The following is a 24,582-nucleotide window of genomic DNA, read 5'->3' as shown; positions in this document are numbered from 1 at the left end:
TCCAGGGCGCGACGACCCTTACGGGTAACAGTACAGCATTAAATGCGACAAGTACGACGATCAACAGTGGGTTGATCGGGGTTGGTACAGATGACACGGACGATGTAAGTATCAATGCGGAGATCCAGGGCGCAACCCCTTTGATATTAGAGGGCGGGACGGACGACACGTTTGAGACGCGCATTGCGGTGACGAATCCAACGGCAGATCGTACGATCACCTTACCGGATGCGGATGGTACGGTGGTGTTGCAGGGGAACACGAACTACACGGGCGACTTAGCGTTGACCACCGATGTGAATGGAGATATTGTTGAAGCGGTAGACGGTCAAGCCTTCAATGTAAACTCCGATGTAATCAACCTTGGGAATGCGGGTACGGATCAGGTAGATGTTGCAGGGAACCTGGACGCGAATGCGGGCTTGGATGTAGACGGGGGCACGTTCACGATTGCGAATGGAGTAAATACGACGGTAGGCGATGGCACGATTACGACGGGCGCAGGTCAGGTAGACTTTGGAGGCAATGTGGACGCGAATGCGGGCTTGGATGTGACGGGCTTATTGCAGGCGGACGATAATGTGACCTTAGGAGCCACGAATGCGGATGCTTTAGTAGTGAATGCGAATGCGGACTTCAACGATGTGGTGAATGTAGATGGAGCTACTACACTCAACGATGATCTTACGGTATCCACCGATGCTACGACCACCACGATCAACTCGAACACGATTGATATAGGTAATGCGGCAGGAGATGCGATCGATCTAACGGGCGCGACGAATATTAACGGGGGCAATCTGACGGTAGCGACGGGCTCTTCAGCGACGTTCAATGATGGGGTGACTTTGGGTGATGGTGAATCAGATGCAGTAGCGATCAATGGCACGTTGCAGGAAGGAACGTTGGTAGCGGGTCAGAATGCGGTTGTTTTTGATGGTTCGACGGCAGATGCTACGAACCGCACGACTTTTGAGATCGAAGATCCAACGGCAGCCCGCACGATCACCTTACCGGATGCGGATGGTACGGTGGTGTTACAGGGGAACACGAACTACACGGGCGACTTAGCGTTGACCACCGATGTGAATGGAGATATTGTTGAAGCGGTAGACGGTCAAGACTTCAATGTAAACTCCGATGTAATCAACCTTGGGAATGCGGGTACGGATCAGGTAGATGTTGTAGGGAACTTGGACGCGAACAATGGCTTAGATGTGACGGGGGCGAACCTGACGGTAGGCTCCACCACGATAGACCCAACCACGGGCAATACAAGTGTCGCTGGCACCTTAGGTGTGACCGGAACTACTACACTGGGTACTGCAAATATCACGACGGGCACGATCACGACCTTAGGCGGAGCGATGGATGCGAACAGCCAGACGATCACGAATGTAGACATCAACAGTGGCACGATCGATGGGGCGACCATTGCTACATCAGACATCAACATGACGGGTCAGACGCTGACTTTGGATAACGATGCGATCAGTGGTGATAAAGTAGAGGGGGGAACGATAGCAGCGGTAACGATCACTACAGCGGATATTGACGGAGGAACCATTGATGGTGCTACTGTAGCGGGTTCAGTGATCAACAGTTCCACGCTGACGCAGGACGATGATTCGTTCACGTTGCGAGATGAGACGAATACGACAGCTACGGCGGTGTTTGATATGAACAGTGTTACTGCAGGTCAGCAGAGTGTGTTGACTGTACCTGATGCGGATGGCACAATCGCCTTGACCAGTGATATCAGCGCGGCAGACGAGGTAAGTATGACTGCAGCCAATGCGGTACCGAGATGGGACGGCACGGACTTAGTGGATGGAACGTTGAGTGACGATGGCAGCACGGTGACCTTAGGCGCAACCGAAACTTTGGATGTGAGTGCGGGCACGTTGACGTTGGCGAACGATCAGATCAGTGGAGATGCGGTAGAAGGCGGCACGATCAACGCGACGACCATCAATACGGCAACCATCGGAACGTTTGGTGGCACGGCCCTGGATGCAAACAACGTAGACCTCACGAATGTAGACATCAACAGTGGCACGATCGATGGGGCGACCATTGCTACATCAGACATTAACCTAACGGGTCAGACGCTGACTTTGGATAACGATGCGATCAGTGGTGATAAAGTAGAGGGGGGAACGATAGCAGCGGTAACGATCACTACAGCGGATATTGACGGAGGAACCATTGATGGTGCTACTGTAGCGGGTTCAGTGATCAACAGTTCCACGCTGACGCAGGACGATGATTCGTTCACGTTGCGAGATGAGACGAATACGACAGCTACGGCGGTGTTTGATATGAACAGTGTTACTGCAGGTCAGCAGAGTGTGTTGACTGTACCTGATGCGGATGGCACAATCGCCTTGACCAGTGATATCAGCGCGGCAGACGAGGTAAGTATGACTGCAGCCAATGCGGTACCGAGATGGGACGGCACGGACTTAGTGGATGGAACGTTGAGTGACGATGGCAGCACGGTGACCTTAGGCGCAACCGAAACTTTGGATGTGAGTGCGGGCACGTTGACGTTGGCGAACGATCAGATCAGTGGAGATGCGGTAGAAGGCGGCACGATCAACGCGACGACCATCAATACGGCAACCATCGGAACGTTTGGTGGCACGGCCCTGGATGCAAACAACGTAGACCTCACGAATGTAGACATCAACAGTGGCACGATCGATGGGGCGACCATTGCTACATCAGACATTAACCTAACGGGTCAGACGCTGACTTTGGATAACGATGCGATCAGTGGTGATAAAGTAGAGGGGGGAACGATAGCAGCGGTAACGATCACTACAGCGGATATTGACGGAGGAACCATTGATGGTGCTACTGTAGCGGGTTCAGTGATCAACAGTTCCACGCTGACGCAGGACGATGATTCGTTCACGTTGCGAGATGAGACGAATACGACAGCTACGGCGGTGTTTGATATGAACAGTGTTACTGCAGGTCAGCAGAGTGTGTTGACTGTACCTGATGCGGATGGCACAATCGCCTTGACCAGTGATATCAGCGCGGCAGACGAGGTAAGTATGACTGCAGCCAATGCGGTACCGAGATGGGACGGCACGGACTTAGTGGATGGAACGTTGAGTGACGATGGCAGCACGGTGACCTTAGGTGCAACCGAAACTTTGGATGTGAGTGCGGGCACGTTGACGTTGGCGAACGATCAGATCAGTGGAGATGTGGTAGAAGGCGGCACGATCAACGCGACGACCATCAATACGGCAACCATCGGAACGTTTGGTGGCACGGCCCTGGATGCAAACAACGTAGACCTCACGAATGTAGACATCAACAGTGGCACGATCGATGGGGCGACCATTGCTACATCAGACATTAACCTAACGGGTCAGACGCTGACTTTGGATAACGATGCGATCAGTGGTGATAAAGTAGAGGGGGGAACGATAGCAGCGGTAACGATCACTACAGCGGATATTGACGGAGGAACCATTGATGGTGCTACTGTAGCGGGTTCAGTGATCAACAGTTCCACGCTGACGCAGGACGATGATTCGTTCACGTTGCGAGATGAGACGAATACGACAGCTACGGCGGTGTTTGATATGAACAGTGTTACTGCAGGTCAGCAGAGTGTGTTGACTGTACCTGATGCGGATGGCACAATCGCCTTGACCAGTGATATCAGCGCGGCAGACGAGGTAAGTATGACTGCAGCCAATGCGGTACCGAGATGGGACGGCACGGACTTAGTGGATGGAACGTTGAGTGACGATGGCAGCACGGTGACCTTAGGTGCAACCGAAACTTTGGATGTGAGTGCGGGCACGTTGACGTTGGCGAACGATCAGATCAGTGGAGATGTGGTAGAAGGCGGCACGATCAACGCGACGACCATCAATACGGCAACCATCGGAACGTTTGGTGGCACGGCCCTGGATGCAAACAACGTAGACCTCACGAATGTAGACATCAACAGTGGCACGATCGATGGGGCGACCATTGCTACATCAGACATCAACATGACGGGTCAGACGCTGACTTTGGATAACGATGCGATCAGTGGTGATAAAGTAGAGGGGGGAACGATAGCAGCGGTAACGATCACTACAGCGGATATTGACGGAGGAACCATTGATGGTGCTACTGTAGCGGGTTCAGTGATCAACAGTTCCACGCTGACGCAGGACGATGATTCGTTCACGTTGCGAGATGAGACGAATACGACAGCTACGGCGGTGTTTGATATGAACAGTGTTACTGCAGGTCAGCAGAGTGTGTTGACTGTACCTGATGCGGATGGCACAATCGCCTTGACCAGTGATATCAGCGCGGCAGACGAGGTAAGTATGACTGCAGCCAATGCGGTACCGAGATGGGACGGCACGGACTTAGTGGATGGAACGTTGAGTGACGATGGCAGCACGGTGACCTTAGGCGCAACCGAAACTTTGGATGTGAGTGCGGGCACGTTGACGTTGGCGAACGATCAGATCAGTGGAGATGCGGTAGAAGGCGGCACGATCAACGCGACGACCATCAATACGGCAACCATCGGAACGTTTGGTGGCACGGCCCTGGATGCAAACAACGTAGACCTCACGAATGTAGACATCAACAGTGGCACGATCGATGGGGCGACCATTGCTACATCAGACATCAACATGACGGGTCAGACGCTGACTTTGGATAACGATGCGATCAGTGGTGATAAAGTAGAGGGGGGAACGATAGCAGCGGTAACGATCACTACAGCGGATATTGACGGAGGAACCATTGATGGTGCTACTGTAGCGGGTTCAGTGATCAACAGTTCCACGCTGACGCAGGACGATGATTCGTTCACGTTGCGAGATGAGACGAATACGACAGCTACGGCGGTGTTTGATATGAACAGTGTTACTGCAGGTCAGCAGAGTGTGTTGACTGTACCTGATGCGGATGGCACAATCGCCTTGACCAGTGATATCAGCGCGGCAGACGAGGTAAGTATGACTGCAGCCAATGCGGTACCGAGATGGGACGGCACGGACTTAGTGGATGGAACGTTGAGTGACGATGGCAGCACGGTGACCTTAGGCGCAACCGAAACTTTGGATGTGAGTGCGGGCACGTTGACGTTGGCGAACGATCAGATCAGTGGAGATGTGGTAGAAGGCGGCACGATCAACGCGACGACCATCAATACGGCAACCATCGGAACGTTTGGTGGCACGGCCCTGGATGCAAACAACGTAGACCTCACGAATGTAGACATCAACAGTGGCACGATCGATGGGGCGACCATTGCTACATCAGACATCAACATGACGGGTCAGACGCTGACTTTGGATAACGATGCGATCAGTGGTGATAAAGTAGAGGGGGGAACGATAGCAGCGGTAACGATCACTACAGCGGATATTGACGGAGGAACCATTGATGGTGCTACTGTAGCGGGTTCAGTGATCAACAGTTCCACGCTGACGCAGGACGATGATTCGTTCACGTTGCGAGATGAGACGAATACGACAGCTACGGCGGTGTTTGATATGAACAGTGTTACTGCAGGTCAGCAGAGTGTGTTGACTGTACCTGATGCGGATGGCACAATCGCCTTGACCAGTGATATCAGCGCGGCAGACGAGGTAAGTATGACTGCAGCCAATGCGGTACCGAGATGGGACGGCACGGACTTAGTGGATGGAACGTTGAGTGACGATGGCAGCACGGTGACCTTAGGCGCAACCGAAACTTTGGATGTGAGTGCGGGCACGTTGACGTTGGCGAACGATCAGATCAGTGGAGATGTGGTAGAAGGCGGCACGATCAACGCGACGACCATCAATACGGCAACCATCGGAACGTTTGGTGGCACGGCCCTGGATGCAAACAACGTAGACCTCACGAATGTAGACATCAACAGTGGCACGATCGATGGGGCGACCATTGCTACATCAGACATCAACATGACGGGTCAGACGCTGACTTTGGATAACGATGCGATCAGTGGTGATAAAGTAGAGGGGGGAACGATAGCAGCGGTAACGATCACTACAGCGGATATTGACGGAGGAACCATTGATGGGGCTACTGTAGCGGGTTCAGTGATCAACAGTTCCACGCTGACGCAGGACGATGATTCGTTCACGTTGCGAGATGAGACGAATACGACAGCTACGGCGGTGTTTGATATGAACAGTGTTACTGCAGGTCAGCAGAGTGTGTTGACTGTACCTGATGCGGATGGCACAATCGCCTTGACCAGTGATATCAGCGCGGCAGACGAGGTAAGTATGACTGCAGCCAATGCGGTACCGAGATGGGACGGCACGGACTTAGTGGATGGAACGTTGAGTGACGATGGCAGCACGGTGACCTTAGGCGCAACCGAAACTTTGGATGTGAGTGCGGGCACGTTGACGTTGGCGAACGATCAGATCAGTGGAGATGTGGTAGAAGGCGGCACGATCAACGCGACGACCATCAATACGGCAACCATCGGAACGTTTGGTGGCACGGCCCTGGATGCAAACAACGTAGACCTCACGAATGTAGACATCAACAGTGGCACGATCGATGGGGCGACCATTGCTACATCAGACATCAACATGACGGGTCAGACGCTGACTTTGGATAACGATGCGATCAGTGGTGATAAAGTAGAGGGGGGAACGATAGCAGCGGTAACGATCACTACAGCGGATATTGACGGAGGAACCATTGATGGTGCTACTGTAGCGGGTTCAGTGATCAACAGTTCCACGCTGACGCAGGACGATGATTCGTTCACGTTGCGAGATGAGACGAATACGACAGCTACGGCGGTGTTTGATATGAACAGTGTTACTGCAGGTCAGCAGAGTGTGTTGACTGTACCTGATGCGGATGGCACAATCGCCTTGACCAGTGATATCAGCGCGGCAGACGAGGTAAGTATGACTGCAGCCAATGCGGTACCGAGATGGGACGGCACGGACTTAGTGGATGGAACGTTGAGTGACGATGGCAGCACGGTGACCTTAGGCGCAACCGAAACTTTGGATGTGAGTGCGGGCACGTTGACGTTGGCGAACGATCAGATCAGTGGAGATGCGGTAGAAGGCGGCACGATCAACGCGACGACCATCAATACGGCAACCATCGGAACGTTTGGTGGCACGGCCCTGGATGCAAACAACGTAGACCTCACGAATGTAGACATCAACAGTGGCACGATCGATGGGGCGACCATTGCTACATCAGACATCAACATGACGGGTCAGACGCTGACTTTGGATAACGATGCGATCAGTGGTGATAAAGTAGAGGGGGGAACGATAGCAGCGGTAACGATCACTACAGCGGATATTGACGGAGGAACCATTGATGGTGCTACTGTAGCGGGTTCAGTGATCAACAGTTCCACGCTGACGCAGGACGATGATTCGTTCACGTTGCGAGATGAGACGAATACGACAGCTACGGCGGTGTTTGATATGAACAGTGTTACTGCAGGTCAGCAGAGTGTGTTGACTGTACCTGATGCGGATGGCACAATCGCCTTGACCAGTGATATCAGCGCGGCAGACGAGGTAAGTATGACTGCAGCCAATGCGGTACCGAGATGGGACGGCACGGACTTAGTGGATGGAACGTTGAGTGACGATGGCAGCACGGTGACCTTAGGCGCAACCGAAACTTTGGATGTGAGTGCGGGCACGTTGACGTTGGCGAACGATCAGATCAGTGGAGATGTGGTAGAAGGCGGCACGATCAACGCGACGACCATCAATACGGCAACCATCGGAACGTTTGGTGGCACGGCCCTGGATGCAAACAACGTAGACCTCACGAATGTAGACATCAACAGTGGCACGATCGATGGGGCGACCATTGCTACATCAGACATCAACATGACGGGTCAGACGCTGACTTTGGATAACGATGCGATCAGTGGTGATAAAGTAGAGGGGGGAACGATAGCAGCGGTAACGATCACTACAGCGGATATTGACGGAGGAACCATTGATGGTGCTACTGTAGCGGGTTCAGTGATCAACAGTTCCACGCTGACGCAGGACGATGATTCGTTCACGTTGCGAGATGAGACGAATACGACAGCTACGGCGGTGTTTGATATGAACAGTGTTACTGCAGGTCAGCAGAGTGTGTTGACTGTACCTGATGCGGATGGCACAATCGCCTTGACCAGTGATATCAGCGCGGCAGACGAGGTAAGTATGACTGCAGCCAATGCGGTACCGAGATGGGACGGCACGGACTTAGTGGATGGAACGTTGAGTGACGATGGCAGCACGGTGACCTTAGGCGCAACCGAAACTTTGGATGTGAGTGCGGGCACGTTGACGTTGGCGAACGATCAGATCAGTGGAGATGTGGTAGAAGGCGGCACGATCAACGCGACGACCATCAATACGGCAACCATCGGAACGTTTGGTGGCACGGCCCTGGATGCAAACAACGTAGACCTCACGAATGTAGACATCAACAGTGGCACGATCGATGGGGCGACCATTGCTACATCAGACATCAACATGACGGGTCAGACGCTGACTTTGGATAACGATGCGATCAGTGGTGATAAAGTAGAGGGGGGAACGATAGCAGCGGTAACGATCACTACAGCGGATATTGACGGAGGAACCATTGATGGGGCTACTGTAGCGGGTTCAGTGATCAACAGTTCCACGCTGACGCAGGACGATGATTCGTTCACGTTGCGAGATGAGACGAATACGACAGCTACGGCGGTGTTTGATATGAACAGTGTTACTGCAGGTCAGCAGAGTGTGTTGACTGTACCTGATGAAGACGGCACATTAATAACAAACAACTCAGCCCTTGGAACATTTGGGGATGGAATAGTTGTAGCAGACGATGCAACAATAAAAGAAGCACTCGATGACCTGGATGGTCAGGTTTCTACCAACATAACAACTATTAATACAAATTTTGCAGATATAGGTAGTCTAGAGACATTGACCGGTGCTGGAGCAAGTGCCCTTAACTTGGGTGCTTTCTCCGGATCAACTATTGATGACAATGAGACAATAAAAGGAGCATTGCAAGATTTAGAAACAGCTGTAGAGTCAGCCACTCCATCATCACTTCAGGCAGCCTATAATGTTGGAAATACAATTACTACATCAGGAAACAATGCATTGACTGTGTCCGGAACAGAACAGATTTCACTAACATCGACAGATGCAATTTCGAATGCAATTGTTCTTAATGCGAATAATGTTGGAGGGGGTGTAGATATAGATGCTGGCGGGGTTGTAGATATAGCGGCAGGTGGAGCAGTTTCCATCCAGGGAGGAGCGGCCTCAACAATTAATACGACATCTGCAAATCTCACGCTTTCAACTACCACAAGTGGCACACTAGCAGCAAACTCTGTAGGCATCTTAGATCTTGATGGAAATACAGGAGTGACTATCGATGCGGCTACAAGTGGAGACATCACAACAAATGCTTCTGCGGGATCAATTGTTCTAACTGGTGCGGAATCTGTAACAGATGCGATTGATATTAATGCTACCAATGGAGGTATTGATATGGATGCCGGAGGTGCAGTTTCCATAGAGGCTGGTGCAGCATCAACAATCAATACCACATCTTCAAACCTTACTTTATCTACAACAACTAGTGGGACACTTGCTGCTAATTCTGCCGGAAATTTAGATTTAGATGGAAATACAGGAGTCACTATAAACTCTGGTGGTAATTCCGACATTAGTATTACACCTGGAGGTAGTGGAGTAGTAGCAATTGATAACCTTAGTTTGGATGGAAATACAGTTTCATCAACAACTGGTAATCTGACTCTTACGGCAAATGCCGTAGCAGATATTGATGGGACATCTGTAACATTGGATGCATCCAGTAGCACGGTAGAAATCAATGCCTCCTCAGGAGCTATCAATATTGGTAATAACGCTGATGCAAATGCGATTAATATTGGAACAGGAGCAGCTGCCAGAAATATTAGCGTTGGTAATAATTCGGTTAACTCAGCGACCACATTAAGTGGTGCAGCAGCGAATACAGCAAACACTTCAGCAACTGTCGATGGTGCCTTAGCTTTATCAAATTTTGTGGCACCAGTAGCATCAAATGGAGTTAATGTAGCAATCCAAAATCGATCATTTAGAACAATTAATGATACACATGCTGGTGCAACAACCTTCACAATCGGAAATGGAAATAAACAGGGACAAATGCTTGTTCTTGCCATAGGCACCTATACAGGCGGGATCACACTTGCCGATGGAGGTAATGTTAATCTTGCTGGCAATTGGACTCCTAATTCGACAGGTGATACTCTATCATTGATTTGGACTGGTACGAATTGGGTAGAACTTTATAGATCTAATAATTAATAATGAGAACATTAATTCCCATATCGCTCATTCTTCTTTTGTCAGCATACTGCCAGGCTCAGTTATATGTGCCTTCTAACACCATTTTGCATATTGCTGAAGGAGCCAATCTAGAAGTAGGCCCTAATCTAGAGAATGAAGGGATCATACAGAATAATGGCACACTAACCTTGTATAAAGACTGGACTATAAATAACAATTACAATGGATTAGAAGGCTCACTCAGACTACTAGGAAACAGTAATCAGCGTGTAGCTCCGCCGAGCCTTACTTTAAGAGAGCTAGTTATTGATAATGCAAATGGTAACGTGGATTTTCCGGGTACCGAGTATATTGTTTTAGAAAGACTGGATCTAAAGTCTGGAAATATAAAAATATCTGATAACACAAGGTTTGTACTCGAAAGCAATGCCAGAGTGGTTGGGGGTTCTAAGTTCTCTCATTTCGAGGGAACACTCATTCATATGGGAAGTGGAGAGAAGCTTTTCCCATTAGGAGATGAAGGCGTTTATCATCCAATTTATTTGCTGGATGTAAGAGGAGCTGATTCCGAAATATCTGGAAGTTTTACGCGTGAACATCCAACTGACCCAGCTCCTGGAGATAGCCTTATTGGAGTTTCTCATCGAGGGCTTTGGAACATAAAAGTGCTAAACGGAAACCCGGACAGAACACACGTTCGAATAGACTTTGATGAGCATGATTTGTCTGAGCTGCGAATTATTAACAACATTAGGCATAGGGTTAATTCTCCTGCACTAGCATATTCCAATGATCCGGCTGAAGAATTTCGATCGCTGGGAGTTGATCGATTGCTCAACTCTGATTCTTTGACGTTTGGACAGATCTTTAGTGAAATGCGATTTGATCCTGATCCGGCCTTAGATCATTACTTTGCTGTTGGGTTGGCACCTACTGTGCCAAATGAAGGCATCTATTACATACCGGAAGCTTTTTCTCCCAATGCAAGCGACCCTAATAATCAAACATTCAAAGTCTTTGGTGAGCAAATTTCTGAGTCTGGCTTTAACCTACAGGTCTATAATCGATACGGAGTAGTTGTTTATTCAACAGACTCATTTCTGGAAGCCAATACGATTGGTTGGGATGGTGAAAACCAGAGTACGGGGGCTGAAGAGCCTGCCGGTTTATATTATTACACGATCAGGTTTCAGTTTGAGACCGGATTGCCAATCCAAACAAAAGGAGCATTCTACCTTGTGAAATGAAAAAGTTTACTACCATATTGTTGTTGATTCTGGTGATTAAAGCTTTTGGTCAGAATGCTCAATTTTCACAATATTACGCTGCTTCTCTTTACTTAAACCCTGCTTTTAGTGGCATCTATAATGATCCTGCCTTGCACATGAATCATAAAAGGCAGCTTCAAAGCGTAGATGTAATCAATGAATTGACACAGGTTTCCTTCATATTCCCTGTTAAACCTAATGGAGATTTTGAGCAATCAATAGGCGGAGCAGGAATTATGGCCTTTAATGAGAAATTCGGCTTTCGTGGGGTTTATCAAAAAAACTCAGCTTATTTGAATTACGCACATAATTTGAAGCTTGGACTACTTGATTCCTATATCATATCCATTGGCGCCCAGGTTGGATATGAAATTAGATCCTTAGACTTTAGCAAACTGGCATGGGGATCACAATACAATATTTTTTATGGGTTTGATGATACTTTACCTGTTCCCGTCACGGAGTTTGATGAACAGCAACAAAACCTGGTGGTAAATGCAGGAATCATGTATTATTATAATCCGGAGCGTAATTATTTGTTGCACAATTACAGTGCGTTTTTGGGTTTCTCCGCAACCAATCTCAATCGACCAAACACCTCTTTTACTTCAGATGCAGAAAGTATTGAACCAATGCTTTTGAAATATAATGGAGGAGTTGAGTTTAAGTTTAACAAACTCTACGTTACACCAAGTCTGCTTTACCTCTACATCCGTCAAAACCAACAATTTAATGCCGGGCTAAACGTAGCATATGCTCCAAATACAGATAGGTACAGAGCACGAGGAACTCAGTTGCTTGGCGGGGTTTGGTATCGATACAGAGATTCTTTCATCTTCATGGGAGGTATTAAAGCAAATGCTTTAACCGTGAGAGTGAGTTATGATATGAACAGCACATTGTTTGCGCCAGAAAAGGGAGTAGATCTGGCGCAAAATTCAATGGAAATTTCCCTTCATTATTCGCTTGGAAGAAACCTGGATATAAAGAAGCTTTCCAATCCGTTATTCTAAATCAATTAATTTTTCGGATAGATTATTAGCCTTGTTCCCGGCTCAAGCTCCGTGCTGTTAAGTCCGTTTTGTTCCATAATCAATTCCTCCGGAACATTAAACTTCTCAGATACGATTGTTAAATCATCTCCTGGTTGAACGGTGTATATAAAGTCGCTACCACTCTTGATATCTGCAGGCACTACAAGGTTAAAGTCTGCTTCTATCTCTCCACTTTTTATCAATCTAATTGGCTTATATGCTTGCAGACCATCAGCACCTAACCCATTGACAGTCTTAATATGGCTTTCTGCCACACCCATGCTAGAAGCAATTTTAGTAACTGTGGCACCCGGGCGAACGAGGTAAAAATTACCAAAAGATTCTCTTCGGTTACCAATTAATCTGATATCAATCCTTCTATTCAATTGACGACCGTATGGATTATTATTGTCGGCGATTGGTTTTTCAGATCCATGCCAAATAACAGATATTTTTGACTGATCTACACCTTTGTTAATTAAATAATCTCTAGCAGAATAACCTCGATCCTTACTTAAAATAAGGTTGTACTCTGCCGCTCCTGTATCATCAGTATGTGATTCTATTTCTATTTTATTTCCTGATTTTCTAAAGGAAGCAACCACATCATCGAGAAGTATTTTTACTTCCGGACGTAGCTCAGAAGAGTTCACATCAAAAAACGCACGAGTCGCATTGGTATAAACTCCGGCTTCTTTTTCTCTTCTGCCTTCGACATTGAAATCTTCAAGTACAACAGACTCAGAAGCACTGGCTTTTTTAAAGGTAAGGTCATACTTCTCCGGGGTAACCTTGAATTCAAACTCGCCGGAAGCATTTGTATACCCTTCTATAACCGTTTTTGTATTATCAAATTGGATAAGTTTAATCGGGTAAGATGATAAAGGTGATCCTGAGCCGGACCCAACAAGTTTCCCTGTAATAGTGATCTCATCATACCCTTCAATTCTATTGATTGGAAGAGTAATTTTAATTTCATCCAATTCCTCAGAAGCGAGAATATCTTCAGCACCCATTATCTTTTCAGCTCCAGGATCTCCACTTGGAGGAACACTACCTGCCAAGGCTATTAAATCTACAGGCGCTTCATCTACATCTTTTGCATCCAGTGCCAAATTCTCAGTAAGAATTCGGTCATTATTAAACCTGAATCTTTTTATACGATCCATGAGGTCTTTTTCACTTACTGACAGTGTGGTTCTGGCTCGAGCATCAGCTTCAGGCAGTACGTAATTGCTATTTCTTTTCGGCAATCCTTTGTCGAGAACTACTCTGTTGATAAATGCTTTTCGATCCTGAGATAGGTTATTATAATACACAAAAGCACTTCTTATATAGGCTTGTTCTGCAGGCTTTATTTCTCCACCTGATACTTTTTTAGCAAGAGCTGCAACGTGTACTTTTTCTTCACCACTCAGCTTAGTTTTCTTATGTTCATCACTAAGCTTAACAGATCTGTCCTGGTACTCTGATACTATGTAATCCAGTGCGATTAAGTTATCAATAGCTCGCTTTTTACTTTCACTTAGTGTTTCGTACTGATTGACGTCTGCATCGGTCAATCGAGCGGAAGGATCTCCACCGCCAACACCCGGAGTGGATACGACAGTTGGTGTCGTATCAAAAAAGATTGGTTTTGCTTCTCCCAGATATGAGTCATATGCAGTCTTTACGAATCTTTCCACTGCTTTTCTTTGGAAGTCCGACAAGCCAGGTCGCATTTCCAGAAGCTTATCTACTGTTTCTTCAGAAGTCTCACTCAATGCTGCTTGTAGTTCAGATTGTGAGAAAGTGGTTTCTGTTAAGTAGATACTGGAGTTTGCAAGATTCGATATTTGCTTTAAAAGAAGCTTGTCCAGTCTGTTTTGATCCTGGGAGTTTTTATTCTTAAATACGTCTAGGTCTGAGTTGCTTACGTTTTGGTCAAAGTTTGATAAATCAGAAAGCATAAAGGTTTGAGCGATTGATTTCAACTTCTCTTTTTCTTCTTCCGTAAGTGTTTCATAGAAGTCACGATCTTCTTTAACCAGTCGGTATTTTTCTTCGTTACTTAAGCCAATTAGTCTTTCTCTAACCGCTGCATTTACGTCATCTCCCCTCGTCTCCTTATTGTCTCTCATAAAGACTTTTTCATTCATATCCAGAGCGATGCTTTCTAAGTTTCGTTTTTGCTTTAGATATTTAATAGCAATTCCATCCAGACTTTTTTGCTCCTTAGGTGCGAAGGAATTGTATGTCGGTGTAGCAGGAGTGAAATCCTGAGCATTTTTCAATCGATCCGATATTAAAATGTCAATTTTTTCTCGCTCGTCATTACTAACTCCGCTGTAGAAGCTAAATACCTCATTACTCAGATTCACACTATTACCCATGCCTTGTTGCTCCAGATAGGTAGACACTATGTTGTCCACTTTTCTACGCTTATCGGTACTGAGTTGCTGGTAGTAGTAATCATCCTCTGTTCGAATAGACCTGATCATATTGCTGGTCATTTTTCGAACCCTAGCGTTTACGATTTTTTTGATACGCTCTTTATCATCTTCACTCAGTGCATTATAAACTTCAAGCTGTCTTTGAGTCAATATCAATTCCACATCAGACACAGACGATGAAAGCATCCTGGAGATGATCTGATTGATTATCTCCGTTTCATTGCTATCAAAATTGTAATCGTCGGTAAACAGTGAGTTTCTTCCGGCAATGGTGCCCTCATTGGAAACGTCAGAGATAATCGAGCTTTTGGATCGAATATTAAAACCATAGATATCGAACTTACCAACCGCATTTTCATCCTCTCTATTGGATGAGAGATAACCTTGCTTATTGCCTAAAAAGAAGAAAATATCGTCCTTATATGAGTTAAAAGGGATTCCGGCATTATAGATTTCAGCAGATTCAAATTTGGTTCCTCGAGCAACATATATGTCGTATCCGCCAAAACCTCTATGACCATCTGATGAGAAAAATAGCACTTGCTCTCCCGGATCATAAAATGGAGATACTTCATTGAAAGGAGTGTTGATTTGAGGGCCTAGGTTAACGGGTATCCCCCAATTATCTTCCCCGGCATTGATACTCATATAAATATCAAGCTGACCAAAGCCTCCTTCTCTGTCGGAGACAAAAAAGAGTGTGTCACCGCCTGGTGTAAGGTTTGGGTGCTTCGAGTTGGTTTCATAATCGTTGATGTTTGAATTCAAAGGTTTTGGTTCACTCCATCTTCCACCTTCCAATTTCGAAATATAGATGTGGCAAACCTCTAAATCATCGTCGCAATTTGTATAGTAGAACTTGGTTCGCTCTCTATTGAATGATCCTGAACCATCTCCATATTTTGTGTTAATGATTTTTTCAAATCGATCTCCCTGATCGTATTCTTCCCAAGTACCATTCTTATTTTCAAACCTGAACAGATCAGCAAAAGACTCCCCGAATTGCTTATCAACTAAACTACTTTTTCCGCTTCCTCTTGCTGATGTTAAACATACAACTCCGTCAGATCCTACACTGAAAGCAGCATAATCATTGTATTCAGAGTTTAGTGGAGCAGATAATGGTTGAAATTGATGATCAGGATGAACAAGGGTAATTTGGTTCAATGCAAGCTGACACCCGTCAATTTCAATTTTTGCTTGTTTATAGTAGGACCTGAATTCATCAGATTCATGTAAATCATTTTCGACCAGGAACTGTCTGAAGGCCTTAAAACCTTTAAGTGCTGACTCATATCTACCTTTTAATTTTTGCATGGAGGCATAGTGAAATCCGGCTAATGGGAATCTCATATCCTGTTCCTGTGCGATTGTTTCATAATGATATTCAGCACTTTCGTAATCCTGAATAAGTCGATAGCTTTCAGCTAATTTGTATTGAGCTTTAGTGTTCTTTGGATTTGTCTCAATGGCAGCCTTATAGTACCCAATCGCATCGATATAATTTTTAACTTGGAAGTAGTCATCTCCTAAAATTGTCATTTTAGTTGATCGTTGAACATCCGGCTGTGAAAAGGCACTAAATGCAGTAACCACTGCTAATAGAACGAATAACTTTTTCATAACTTCAATTTTTTTACCCATTACCTGTTAGTATAAAGGCGCCCCACACTTTGGGGTCGTCATATTTTTCTTTCAATTTAAGCTGAGCGTGTTTTAAAGACTCACTCACCTTACCTGTTTCATTAAATTTCTTATAAAAATGCACCATCAATTCACTGGCAGCAGTGTCATCAACTTTGGTTAAGCTGATGATGATATTTCGTGCACCAGCAACAGTGAATGCCCTATGTAAACCGTAGAGGCCTTCTGCATTTTCATTGTCTTCCAATTCTGAATCAAACGCTGATAGCACAACTAGTCGTGTCCTGCTAAGATCCAGATTCATTGCTTCATAGGCAGTAAGAATGCCATCATTTTCAGAGATAGTTGGTATGCCATCAACGTACCTGGAAAAAGTGACGGAAGCCCCTGATAAATATATTCCTGATTTGAAAAGAGGATTATTGATAGGGCTATTGGCTGCTACAAAATTGTACCTATCAGTAAAAAAACCATGTGAGGCGATATGGAGCACTGTGGGGTTATATGCAGACCTCATTCGCAATTCATTAGCATCTTGTCTCAAGTATGTTTTAACGTTCCATTCATCGTTAAGGATACTTCCAATCTGACTGATTTCGGATTCTGTTCCTTGTAATGGTGCGAGATTTAGTTTGTCATCTACTTGATCAGGATTGAATACCGGATTGCCAAACAAGTATGATTTTTTATTAAACACTTGTGCCTCCGGTCTAAAAAGATCATTCGTGCTTGTCAAATAGGTTACATAATATTTATCAATTACGTGATCTCCATTTGGTGTTGCAAATGCATTGGGATTGATCTTTTGAAAGATACCATCAGGGGACACTCTTACAGATGATACATCATCGATTTCTTTGTCAATTGGTTCCCAAAAAGCTTGATATGTTTCTGTTTCGTCAACATTATAAAGCATTGCGTTTTTATACATGGCATAATGCTGTTCGTCCGTTTTATAATCATCTCCTAAAACAACAAACGAAGGTCCGCTTTCGCCCGGCTGGAAAATAATGGCTAAGTACTTTGTATAATCAGTAAAGCCAAAGAGCGTGCCTTCAGATTTAGTCAAGGATTCGAATTCATGGATTCTAATAATTTCTATGATTGCTTCATCTGGTTTCACATACTCCTGGACTGCTTTCCAATCACGATCATTCGTTTGAATAGCGCCTTCGAAATTATCAAGAAGCTTGGCCAGCTCTTTTTCCTGTTGCTTTACTTTAGACTCTTCATACTGAAGATTCACGTTTTGCTGCTCAAGCGCCTGAATCCCCATTTGATAATAGCTCGCTAGTAGCCTCTTGTCAGATTGCCAGCGCCTATACTGCTCTTTTAGTAGCTCATCAGTGCTTTCAAAAACAGTTTCTTTAACCTTATGAGACGTGCTGAAAAGGATGGTTTTTGTTCTGAGTTGAAAATCAAATATGGTTTTGATTAATTCAGGATTCTGATCAAGTTGCTTAAACGCGATATAATTGTACCTGTCTACATTGGACTTGATGCTTTGATAAAAGGCCAACTTTTCTTGTTCAGTCATTATTGGGAATAATGTTCCGATTTGACCGACTTGAATTTCTACTGCCTTTCTTAAGAATTTTTCAGCATCTGCATCATCCCCCACAGCAATGCAATGCATTCCCATATATTCTAAAGCGCTACCGTACGCAGGGTGATTTACTCCCAACACTCGCTCACGAATGTCTACTGCTTCCCTGTAATAGTTTTCTGCCTCTTCTTCTCGGTTGCTCGAACTATACAAAACACCGAGGTTAATCAATGTAGTTGCGTAATCCGGGTGCTCTTTTCCATAGACTTTCTCATCTATGCTAAGTACTTCCTTGTAGTAATTTTCAGCCATTGACACATTCCCCAGCACACGCTCCACACGAGCGAGGTTATTCAGTGTGTTGGCATAAAGTGGGTGTGTACTTCCAAATTTGATTTTATAAGTTTCCAGAGCATCTACAAACATGTCACGGGCGACAGATACTTTTCCTTCCGCTAAGGCCAGTGTCCCCAGGTTGTTTTTAGCAGTTGCATAAAAAGGATGATCAGTTCCCATATTCTCTTCACTTTCCCTTACTACCTCACCAAACATCTCAGTGGCTTTCTCATGGTTGCCAATCTGATGGTACAGAATGCCCAGGTCATTTAGTGTTTCGATGATCAAAATGTCAGCTTCATCAGGAATACTCCTTTTGAGTCTTAGTACTTCAAGAAGCGTTTTCTCAGCATCACCGTACCTTCCCATTCTTTCGTAAAAGATCGCTAAATGCTCTAGAGATTCAGCCTGCTCTACGGCAAAATTGGGCCCTAAAGAACTGTAAATAGTAGAACTTAGGTTGATGAATTTTTCTCCTTCTATAGGGTCTCCGGTTAGCATAAGGATTCGACCTTTGTGCATAGAGATTTCCGCGAAATCAGGCGAAAGCTCGTTCCCCAATGCAATTAACTGATCATAGCAATTGTTATAGATACTTAATGCTAACGTATAGGATCCTGCATCCTCGTAAAGGAATCCAAGCTTTGATCGAGCAATCCAATAGTCTGTCTTATCACCCGGAAGTTGATCATATATGTCAAGAGATTTTTGAATGTACTGTCTGGAAAGGTCATACTCAACCTGTTCCATATAGAGAACGCCCATATTCAATAGTGCGTCTGCATAATCCTTTTGATTGGGAATGCCTGCCTCCTCATGGTATAGTATGGCTAGGTTGAGGTTGCGTTCTGCTTCAAATGGATCTAGCAATTGAAGATTCAGATACCCGAGATCATTATAAATATTAGCCCGTTGATGATATGTCAAATCATCAACATGCTTTTCAATGATAGAGTTGAAATTATCTAGTGCTTGTTCCCAATGGTTTTTTTCAAGATTTTCTTCCGCTTGGGCAATTAGTCCGTCAATATTTTGAGCGTTAGAAAACCCGATTACCAATGAAAATAATATACAGGCGAGTACGTCTTTCATGGTGGATTTAAATACTACCACTAAGCTACTACGTTAATTAGCAAATGATAAATTGAACATAGAATGAAACCAAGAATTTTTTGCAGTTAAAAAGGATTGAGCAACCTGGATGTTAATTTTTCGGTAAATGCCTTTCTTTGCCAGACAAAACAGGACTATGATCGGAAAACTAAAAGTTTATAACTCACTGACGAGACAAAAGGAAGAGTTCCAACCACTTCACCCCCCGCATGTTGGAATGTACGTTTGTGGACCGACCGTATATAGCAATGTGCATCTTGGAAACGTGCGAACATTCCTAAGCTTTGATGTGGTGTATCGCTACCTGAGTTTCATTGGGTACAAGGTTCGATATGTGCGTAATATCACTGATGTGGGCCATTTATCGGATACAGGTGAAGATAAAATCTCAAAGAAAGCCAAGCTGGATCAGCTGGAACCGATGGAGATCGTGCAGCTATATGCCAATGATTTTCATGATGTGATGAAGTTATTCAATGCCATCCCACCCGACATAGAGCCCTCTGCTATTGGACACCTGATGGAGCAGATAGAGATGACTAAAAAACTCATTGATAATGGGTATGCTTACGAGTCGAATGGATCGGTATATTTCGATGTAGAGAAATATCACAACGAGTCTGATCATTCATATGGCAAGCTTTCAGGAAGAAAAATTGAAGATCTGATGAGCGAGACTCGTGATCTTGATGGTGGGGGCGATAAGCGTAATCCATTAGACTTTGCGCTGTGGAAGAAGGCTGCACCTGAACATATCATGCGATGGAAAACAGAATGGAGTGATGGCTTTCCGGGTTGGCATTTAGAGTGCTCGGTAATGAGTACCAAATACCTGGGCGAAGAATTTGATATTCATGGTGGAGGAATGGATTTACAGTTTCCACACCATGAATGTGAGATTGCTCAAAATGCCGGAACCCATGGGAAAGGTGGAGCCAGGTACTGGCTACATACCAACATGCTCACGGTGAATGGGCAAAAGATGAGCAAGTCATTAGGCAATTCATTCCTCCCAAGAGAATTGATGTCAGGCGATCATGAACTGCTTGAGCGAGGCTATAGCCCCATGACCGTTCGTTTCTTTATGATGCAATCACATTACGCGAGTACACTTGACTTTTCCAACGAAGCGCTGGAGGCTTCAAGGAAGGGATATGTGCGTTTGGCCAATGGTATGCGTTTGATGCAAGAGATGGAATGGAAGAAGGATGATAGCGATCTGAATGAAAAGCAAGTAGAGCAGATCAACAAGATGTGCGACAACTGCTATTATGCGATGAACGATGATTTCAACACGGCGCTGACGATCGGGCACCTGTTCAATCTGGTAAAGAAGATCAACTCCTTACACACCGGACAGCTGAAATATGGCGAAATCGGTGAAGAGACGTTTAAGCGAATGAAAGAAACGTTTCTTGGTTTTGCTGAGGATGTGTTAGGCCTGAAAGTCGAAGCGGATGTGGATTACAAAGCGCTAATCGATACGATCTTAGGCGAGTACAAAGACGCGAAGTTTAACCGTGATTTTGAGCGGGTGGACAAGCTACGTGCTGAGCTAAAAGCAGAAGGTATTGTGGTAAAGGACATGAAAGAAAAGATTGAGTGGGCGTTTGAAGAGTGATCTTTGATTTACGATTGATTCGAATTGGGGATTTGAAGATTGTTTTTATTGCCCTTAATTTTTTGCTCTAATTCTTTGAGGCATGTTTCAATCACTGGCATAATTTCTTGAAATTGTTTTCCTGTTGATTCACTAGAGATTCGTAAATATTCTTGTTTAGAAAAATTTTCTTGAATTTTTTTTGTCGTGCAGATACAATACTCTTTTGTTAAATCAGGATCTTTAGTAGCAGTTTTACCAGCATCCTTTATGCACTTATTGACAAGAATTTCGTTATCACTTTCACTCCATAATTCAGGCCTTGCTAAAAGCTGCTGAAGCCCATTTATTAATCCATAACAAGCTACTACAATAATTAGAAAAATGACCACATGTTTTCCCTTCATAGTCTGAATAATTCTTTCTTTATTCAAAATATCAAATCGATTTAGCTTTCTCCCAATACGCATCCATCTCCTCCAGCGTCATCTCACCCAAGCTCTTACCATCCTTCTTCGATTCTGACTCCAGATATTGAAAGCGTTTGATGAATTTCTTGTTGGTACGCTCAAGGGCTTCTTCGGGATTGATGTCGACAAAACGCGCATAGTTGATCAATGAGAATAGCAGGTCACCAAACTCTCCTGCTTGCTTTTCCTTGTCTGTCTCCTCTTGAAACTCATTCATCTCTTCCTGGACTTTTTCCCATACCTGATCCTGATTGTCCCAGTCAAAGCCAACCCCACGAGCCTTTTCCTGGATGCGCATGGCTTTCACTAAAGCGGGTAAAGACTTGGGTACACCGCCAAGCACCGATCTATTTCCTTTTTCTTTCAGCTTGATCTTCTCCCAGTTGGCTTTTACCGTTTCCTCATCTTCTGCATTTACTTCTCCATAGATGTGCGGGTGTCGATTGATCAGCTTATCGCAAACCGAATGCAGCACATCATCTACATCAAAGGCCTTTTTTTCTCTTCCAATGCGAGCATAAAACACCATGTGCAGCATCAGGTCTCCCAATTCCTTTTTCACTTCTTCCAGGTCATTTTCAATGATCGCGTCGGATAACTCATAGGTCTCCTCTATGGTAAGGTGACGCAGTGTTTCCATCGTCTGCTTTTTATCCCAGGGGCAGTTTTCTCTGAGCTCATCCATGATGGTGAGCAAGCGATCAAATGCTTCCAGTTTGGCTTTTCGGTTTGGGTCCGGGGTGGAAAGTGGTTTGTTTGGCATATCTACAATAAGTTATAAACATCCCCTTCCATCGCTTTTGCCCACACACCCCCCTTCAAAGGGGGATTCATATCTGCCAGCGCTTATCTCATCCCCTTGAGGGGACTACAGGGGTGTCTTTTGGAATTATTACAAAGATGAGCTTGTTCATCAACTACAGCCGCAAATTGGCTAATTTTGCACCAAAATCGGAACGAATGCAAGTAGTATTATTAGGAATCGGAATATTCGCGTTGTTTTTTGTAGGGTTGTCCATTCGGATTTTACTAAAAAAAGATGGAGAATTTAAGGGGACGTGTGCCTCTCAGAATCCATACCTTAACAAAGAAGGCGCCTCATGTGGATTTTGTGGTAAAACTGTACAACCCGGAGAAGACTGTGGTAACCCTGATTCGGAAGTAAACAAAGTGTTGGCCAAGTTCTGAAATGATTAAACATGAAAAGATTTTTCTTTTGAAACTCAAAGCTACCCCATCCCTCAAGGGAGCTGTTTAGAATCGTTCCTTTAGGGGATTGAAAGGGTAATTCTAGACTTTACCATCGATTTGAAAATCTTTATAATAGATCAATCATAATAATCTCTTTTTACTTCTCCCTACATTTCTATCTTTGCGCACCGCTTAAAAATTAGAACGCTTTGACACTAATCAAATCAATATCCGGCCTGCGAGGAACGATAGGAGGAAAAGCCGGAGACAATTTATCACCACTGGATGTCGTAAAATTTGCAGCCGGCTATGGCGCCTGGCTCAAGGAGACGCATAAATCGCCAAAAGTAGTTATTGGTAGAGACGCCCGGCCATCCGGTGCATCTTTCACCCAATTGGTAGCTAATACACTTATTAACCAGGGGATTGATGTAGTAGATCTTGGACTGAGCACCACGCCAACTGTCGAAATGGCGGTTATGGCGGAAAAGGCTCATGGAGGCATTATCCTTACAGCCAGTCACAACCCTGCAGGATGGAATGCACTGAAACTGCTCAACGATAGAGGGGAGTTCATCTCCGCTGATGAAGGTAAAAAAGTATTGGATCACTCAGAATCTCCCGATATTGAGTTTGCTCAGTCAGGTAAGTTTGGCAAGCTGACAACCAATGATTTCTACATTGATTATCACATTGAACAGGTGCTTAAACATCCACTAGTTGATGTGGAAGCCATTAAAAAAGCCGGTTTCAAGGTAGTGGTAGATGCAGTGAATAGTACCGGAGGAGTATCCATTGTGCCTTTATTGCGGCAAATGGGTGTGGAGGTGAAAGAACTCTTTTGTGAACCAACAGGAAATTTCCCTCACAACCCGGAACCACTCCCTGAAAACCTCCAACAAATTAGTAGTGAGCTTGAAAAAGGGAATTATGATCTTGGGGTTGTAGTAGACCCTGATGTGGATCGTTTGGCTTTAATGTGTGAAAATGGAGAGCCTTTTGGCGAAGAATACACGCTCGTGGCTGTTGCGGATTATGTATTGTCTAAGAAGAAGGGAAATACGGTTTCAAACCTTTCGTCAACCAGAGCGCTTAGGGATGTGACAGAGAAACATGGATGTGAATACAATGCGTCTGCGGTAGGAGAAGTACATGTGGTTACCAAAATGAAAGAAACCAATGCGGTCATTGGAGGGGAAGGAAATGGTGGTGTCATCGTACCTGACCTGCACTATGGTAGAGATGCACTGGCAGGTATCGCATTATTTCTGACTCATCTTGCCAATTTTGGAAAAAGCTGCTCAATGCTTAGAGCCAAATATCCAAACTATTATATATCCAAAAATAAAATAGAGCTAACACCGGAAATCAATGTGGATGGTGTGCTGGATGCGATTAAGGAAAAGTATAAAGGTCAGCCAATCAATACGATAGACGGAGTAAAGATTGAGTTTGACAAAGAGTGGGTGCAATTACGAAAGTCAAATACTGAGCCGATTATTCGTATTTTTGCAGAGTCCGAAAGTCAGAATACTGCTGAACATTTAGCAAATAAGCTGATGATGGACATTAAGGAAGTTATTTCCTCATAAACCTACGAGA

Annotated in this window: 10 protein-coding genes; 6 read left to right on the top strand and 4 right to left on the bottom strand. The window is 45.0% G+C overall.

Annotated features, from left to right (window positions below; all coding sequences use genetic code 11):
• Positions 1-71: 71 nt before the first annotated feature.
• Genes ACQK2H_RS19750 through ACQK2H_RS19740 form a run of 3 tightly spaced genes read left to right on the top strand, consistent with a single transcriptional unit; the run spans position 72 to position 12,627 of the window.
• A complete protein-coding gene (locus ACQK2H_RS19750; protein WP_425393112.1) occupies positions 72-10,364 on the top strand; it encodes a hypothetical protein in 10,293 nt (3,430 codons plus the stop codon).
• A 2-nt stretch (positions 10,365-10,366) separates the two neighbouring features.
• On the top strand, positions 10,367-11,593 hold the full coding sequence (locus ACQK2H_RS19745) for a gliding motility-associated C-terminal domain-containing protein (RefSeq protein ID WP_425393111.1): 1,227 nt from the start codon (positions 10,367-10,369) through the stop codon (positions 11,591-11,593).
• The gene (locus tag ACQK2H_RS19740) at positions 11,590-12,627 is read left to right on the top strand and encodes a PorP/SprF family type IX secretion system membrane protein (protein ID WP_425393110.1); all 1,038 of its coding nucleotides are present in this window, start codon (positions 11,590-11,592) and stop codon (positions 12,625-12,627) included. The genes ACQK2H_RS19745 and ACQK2H_RS19740 overlap by 4 nt, the downstream gene beginning before the upstream one ends.
• A 5-nt stretch (positions 12,628-12,632) precedes the next feature.
• Here ACQK2H_RS19740 and ACQK2H_RS19735 read toward each other — a convergent pair whose 3' ends face one another.
• Positions 12,633-16,703: an OmpA family protein gene (locus tag ACQK2H_RS19735; RefSeq protein WP_425393109.1), complete on the bottom strand. Its 4,071-nt coding sequence runs from the start codon at positions 16,701-16,703 to the stop codon at positions 12,633-12,635.
• Positions 16,704-16,716: 13 nt separating this feature from the next.
• Positions 16,717-19,698, bottom strand: coding sequence for a CHAT domain-containing tetratricopeptide repeat protein (locus ACQK2H_RS19730; protein WP_425393108.1), 2,982 nt, complete (start codon positions 19,696-19,698; stop codon positions 16,717-16,719).
• Positions 19,699-19,855: 157 nt separating this feature from the next.
• On the opposite strand from ACQK2H_RS19730, the gene cysS reads away from it, so the two are divergent.
• Complete coding sequence (gene cysS, locus ACQK2H_RS19725; protein WP_425393107.1) at positions 19,856-21,340, top strand: cysteine--tRNA ligase; 1,485 nt, start codon at positions 19,856-19,858, stop codon at positions 21,338-21,340.
• An 8-nt stretch (positions 21,341-21,348) separates the two neighbouring features.
• Here the strand turns inward: cysS and ACQK2H_RS19720 are convergent, their stop codons facing one another.
• Positions 21,349-21,753, bottom strand: a complete 405-nt coding sequence (locus ACQK2H_RS19720) for a hypothetical protein (RefSeq protein WP_425393106.1) — start codon at positions 21,751-21,753, stop codon at positions 21,349-21,351.
• Positions 21,754-21,757: 4 nt separating this feature from the next.
• Complete coding sequence (gene mazG, locus ACQK2H_RS19715) at positions 21,758-22,552, bottom strand: nucleoside triphosphate pyrophosphohydrolase (RefSeq protein WP_425393105.1); 795 nt, start codon at positions 22,550-22,552, stop codon at positions 21,758-21,760.
• A 197-nt stretch (positions 22,553-22,749) separates the two neighbouring features.
• Between mazG and ACQK2H_RS19710 the strand changes: the two genes are divergently transcribed.
• Entirely contained in the window at positions 22,750-22,977 is a 228-nt protein-coding gene (locus tag ACQK2H_RS19710; protein WP_425393104.1) for a hypothetical protein, read from the top strand.
• Between the two features lie 212 nt (positions 22,978-23,189).
• Positions 23,190-24,572 carry a phosphoglucosamine mutase gene (gene glmM / locus ACQK2H_RS19705; protein WP_425393103.1) on the top strand — a complete coding sequence of 461 codons (1,383 nt, stop codon included), beginning with the start codon at positions 23,190-23,192 and terminating at the stop codon, positions 24,570-24,572.
• Positions 24,573-24,582 lie beyond the last annotated feature (10 nt).

Source organism: Ekhidna sp. (assembly GCF_965228795.1).
In the GTDB taxonomy this organism is placed as follows: domain Bacteria; phylum Bacteroidota; class Bacteroidia; order Cytophagales; family Cyclobacteriaceae; genus Ekhidna.
The sequence above is the reverse complement of the archived record's forward strand: the minus strand, read 5'-3'. Positions and strand labels throughout refer to the sequence as shown.

Excerpts from the sequence above, each read along its gene's own strand:
- ACQK2H_RS19745 (WP_425393111.1), top strand. The coding sequence starts at position 10,367 with ATGAGAACATTAATTCCCATATCGCTCATTCTTCTTTTGTCAGCATAC.
- ACQK2H_RS19740 (WP_425393110.1), top strand. The coding sequence starts at position 11,590 with ATGAAAAAGTTTACTACCATATTGTTGTTGATTCTGGTGATTAAAGCT.
- ACQK2H_RS19735 (WP_425393109.1), bottom strand. The coding sequence starts at position 16,703 with ATGAAAAAGTTATTCGTTCTATTAGCAGTGGTTACTGCATTTAGTGCC.
- ACQK2H_RS19730 (WP_425393108.1), bottom strand. The coding sequence starts at position 19,698 with ATGAAAGACGTACTCGCCTGTATATTATTTTCATTGGTAATCGGGTTT.
- cysS (WP_425393107.1), top strand. The coding sequence starts at position 19,856 with ATGATCGGAAAACTAAAAGTTTATAACTCACTGACGAGACAAAAGGAA.
- mazG (WP_425393105.1), bottom strand. The coding sequence starts at position 22,552 with ATGCCAAACAAACCACTTTCCACCCCGGACCCAAACCGAAAAGCCAAA.
- ACQK2H_RS19710 (WP_425393104.1), top strand. The coding sequence starts at position 22,750 with ATGCAAGTAGTATTATTAGGAATCGGAATATTCGCGTTGTTTTTTGTA.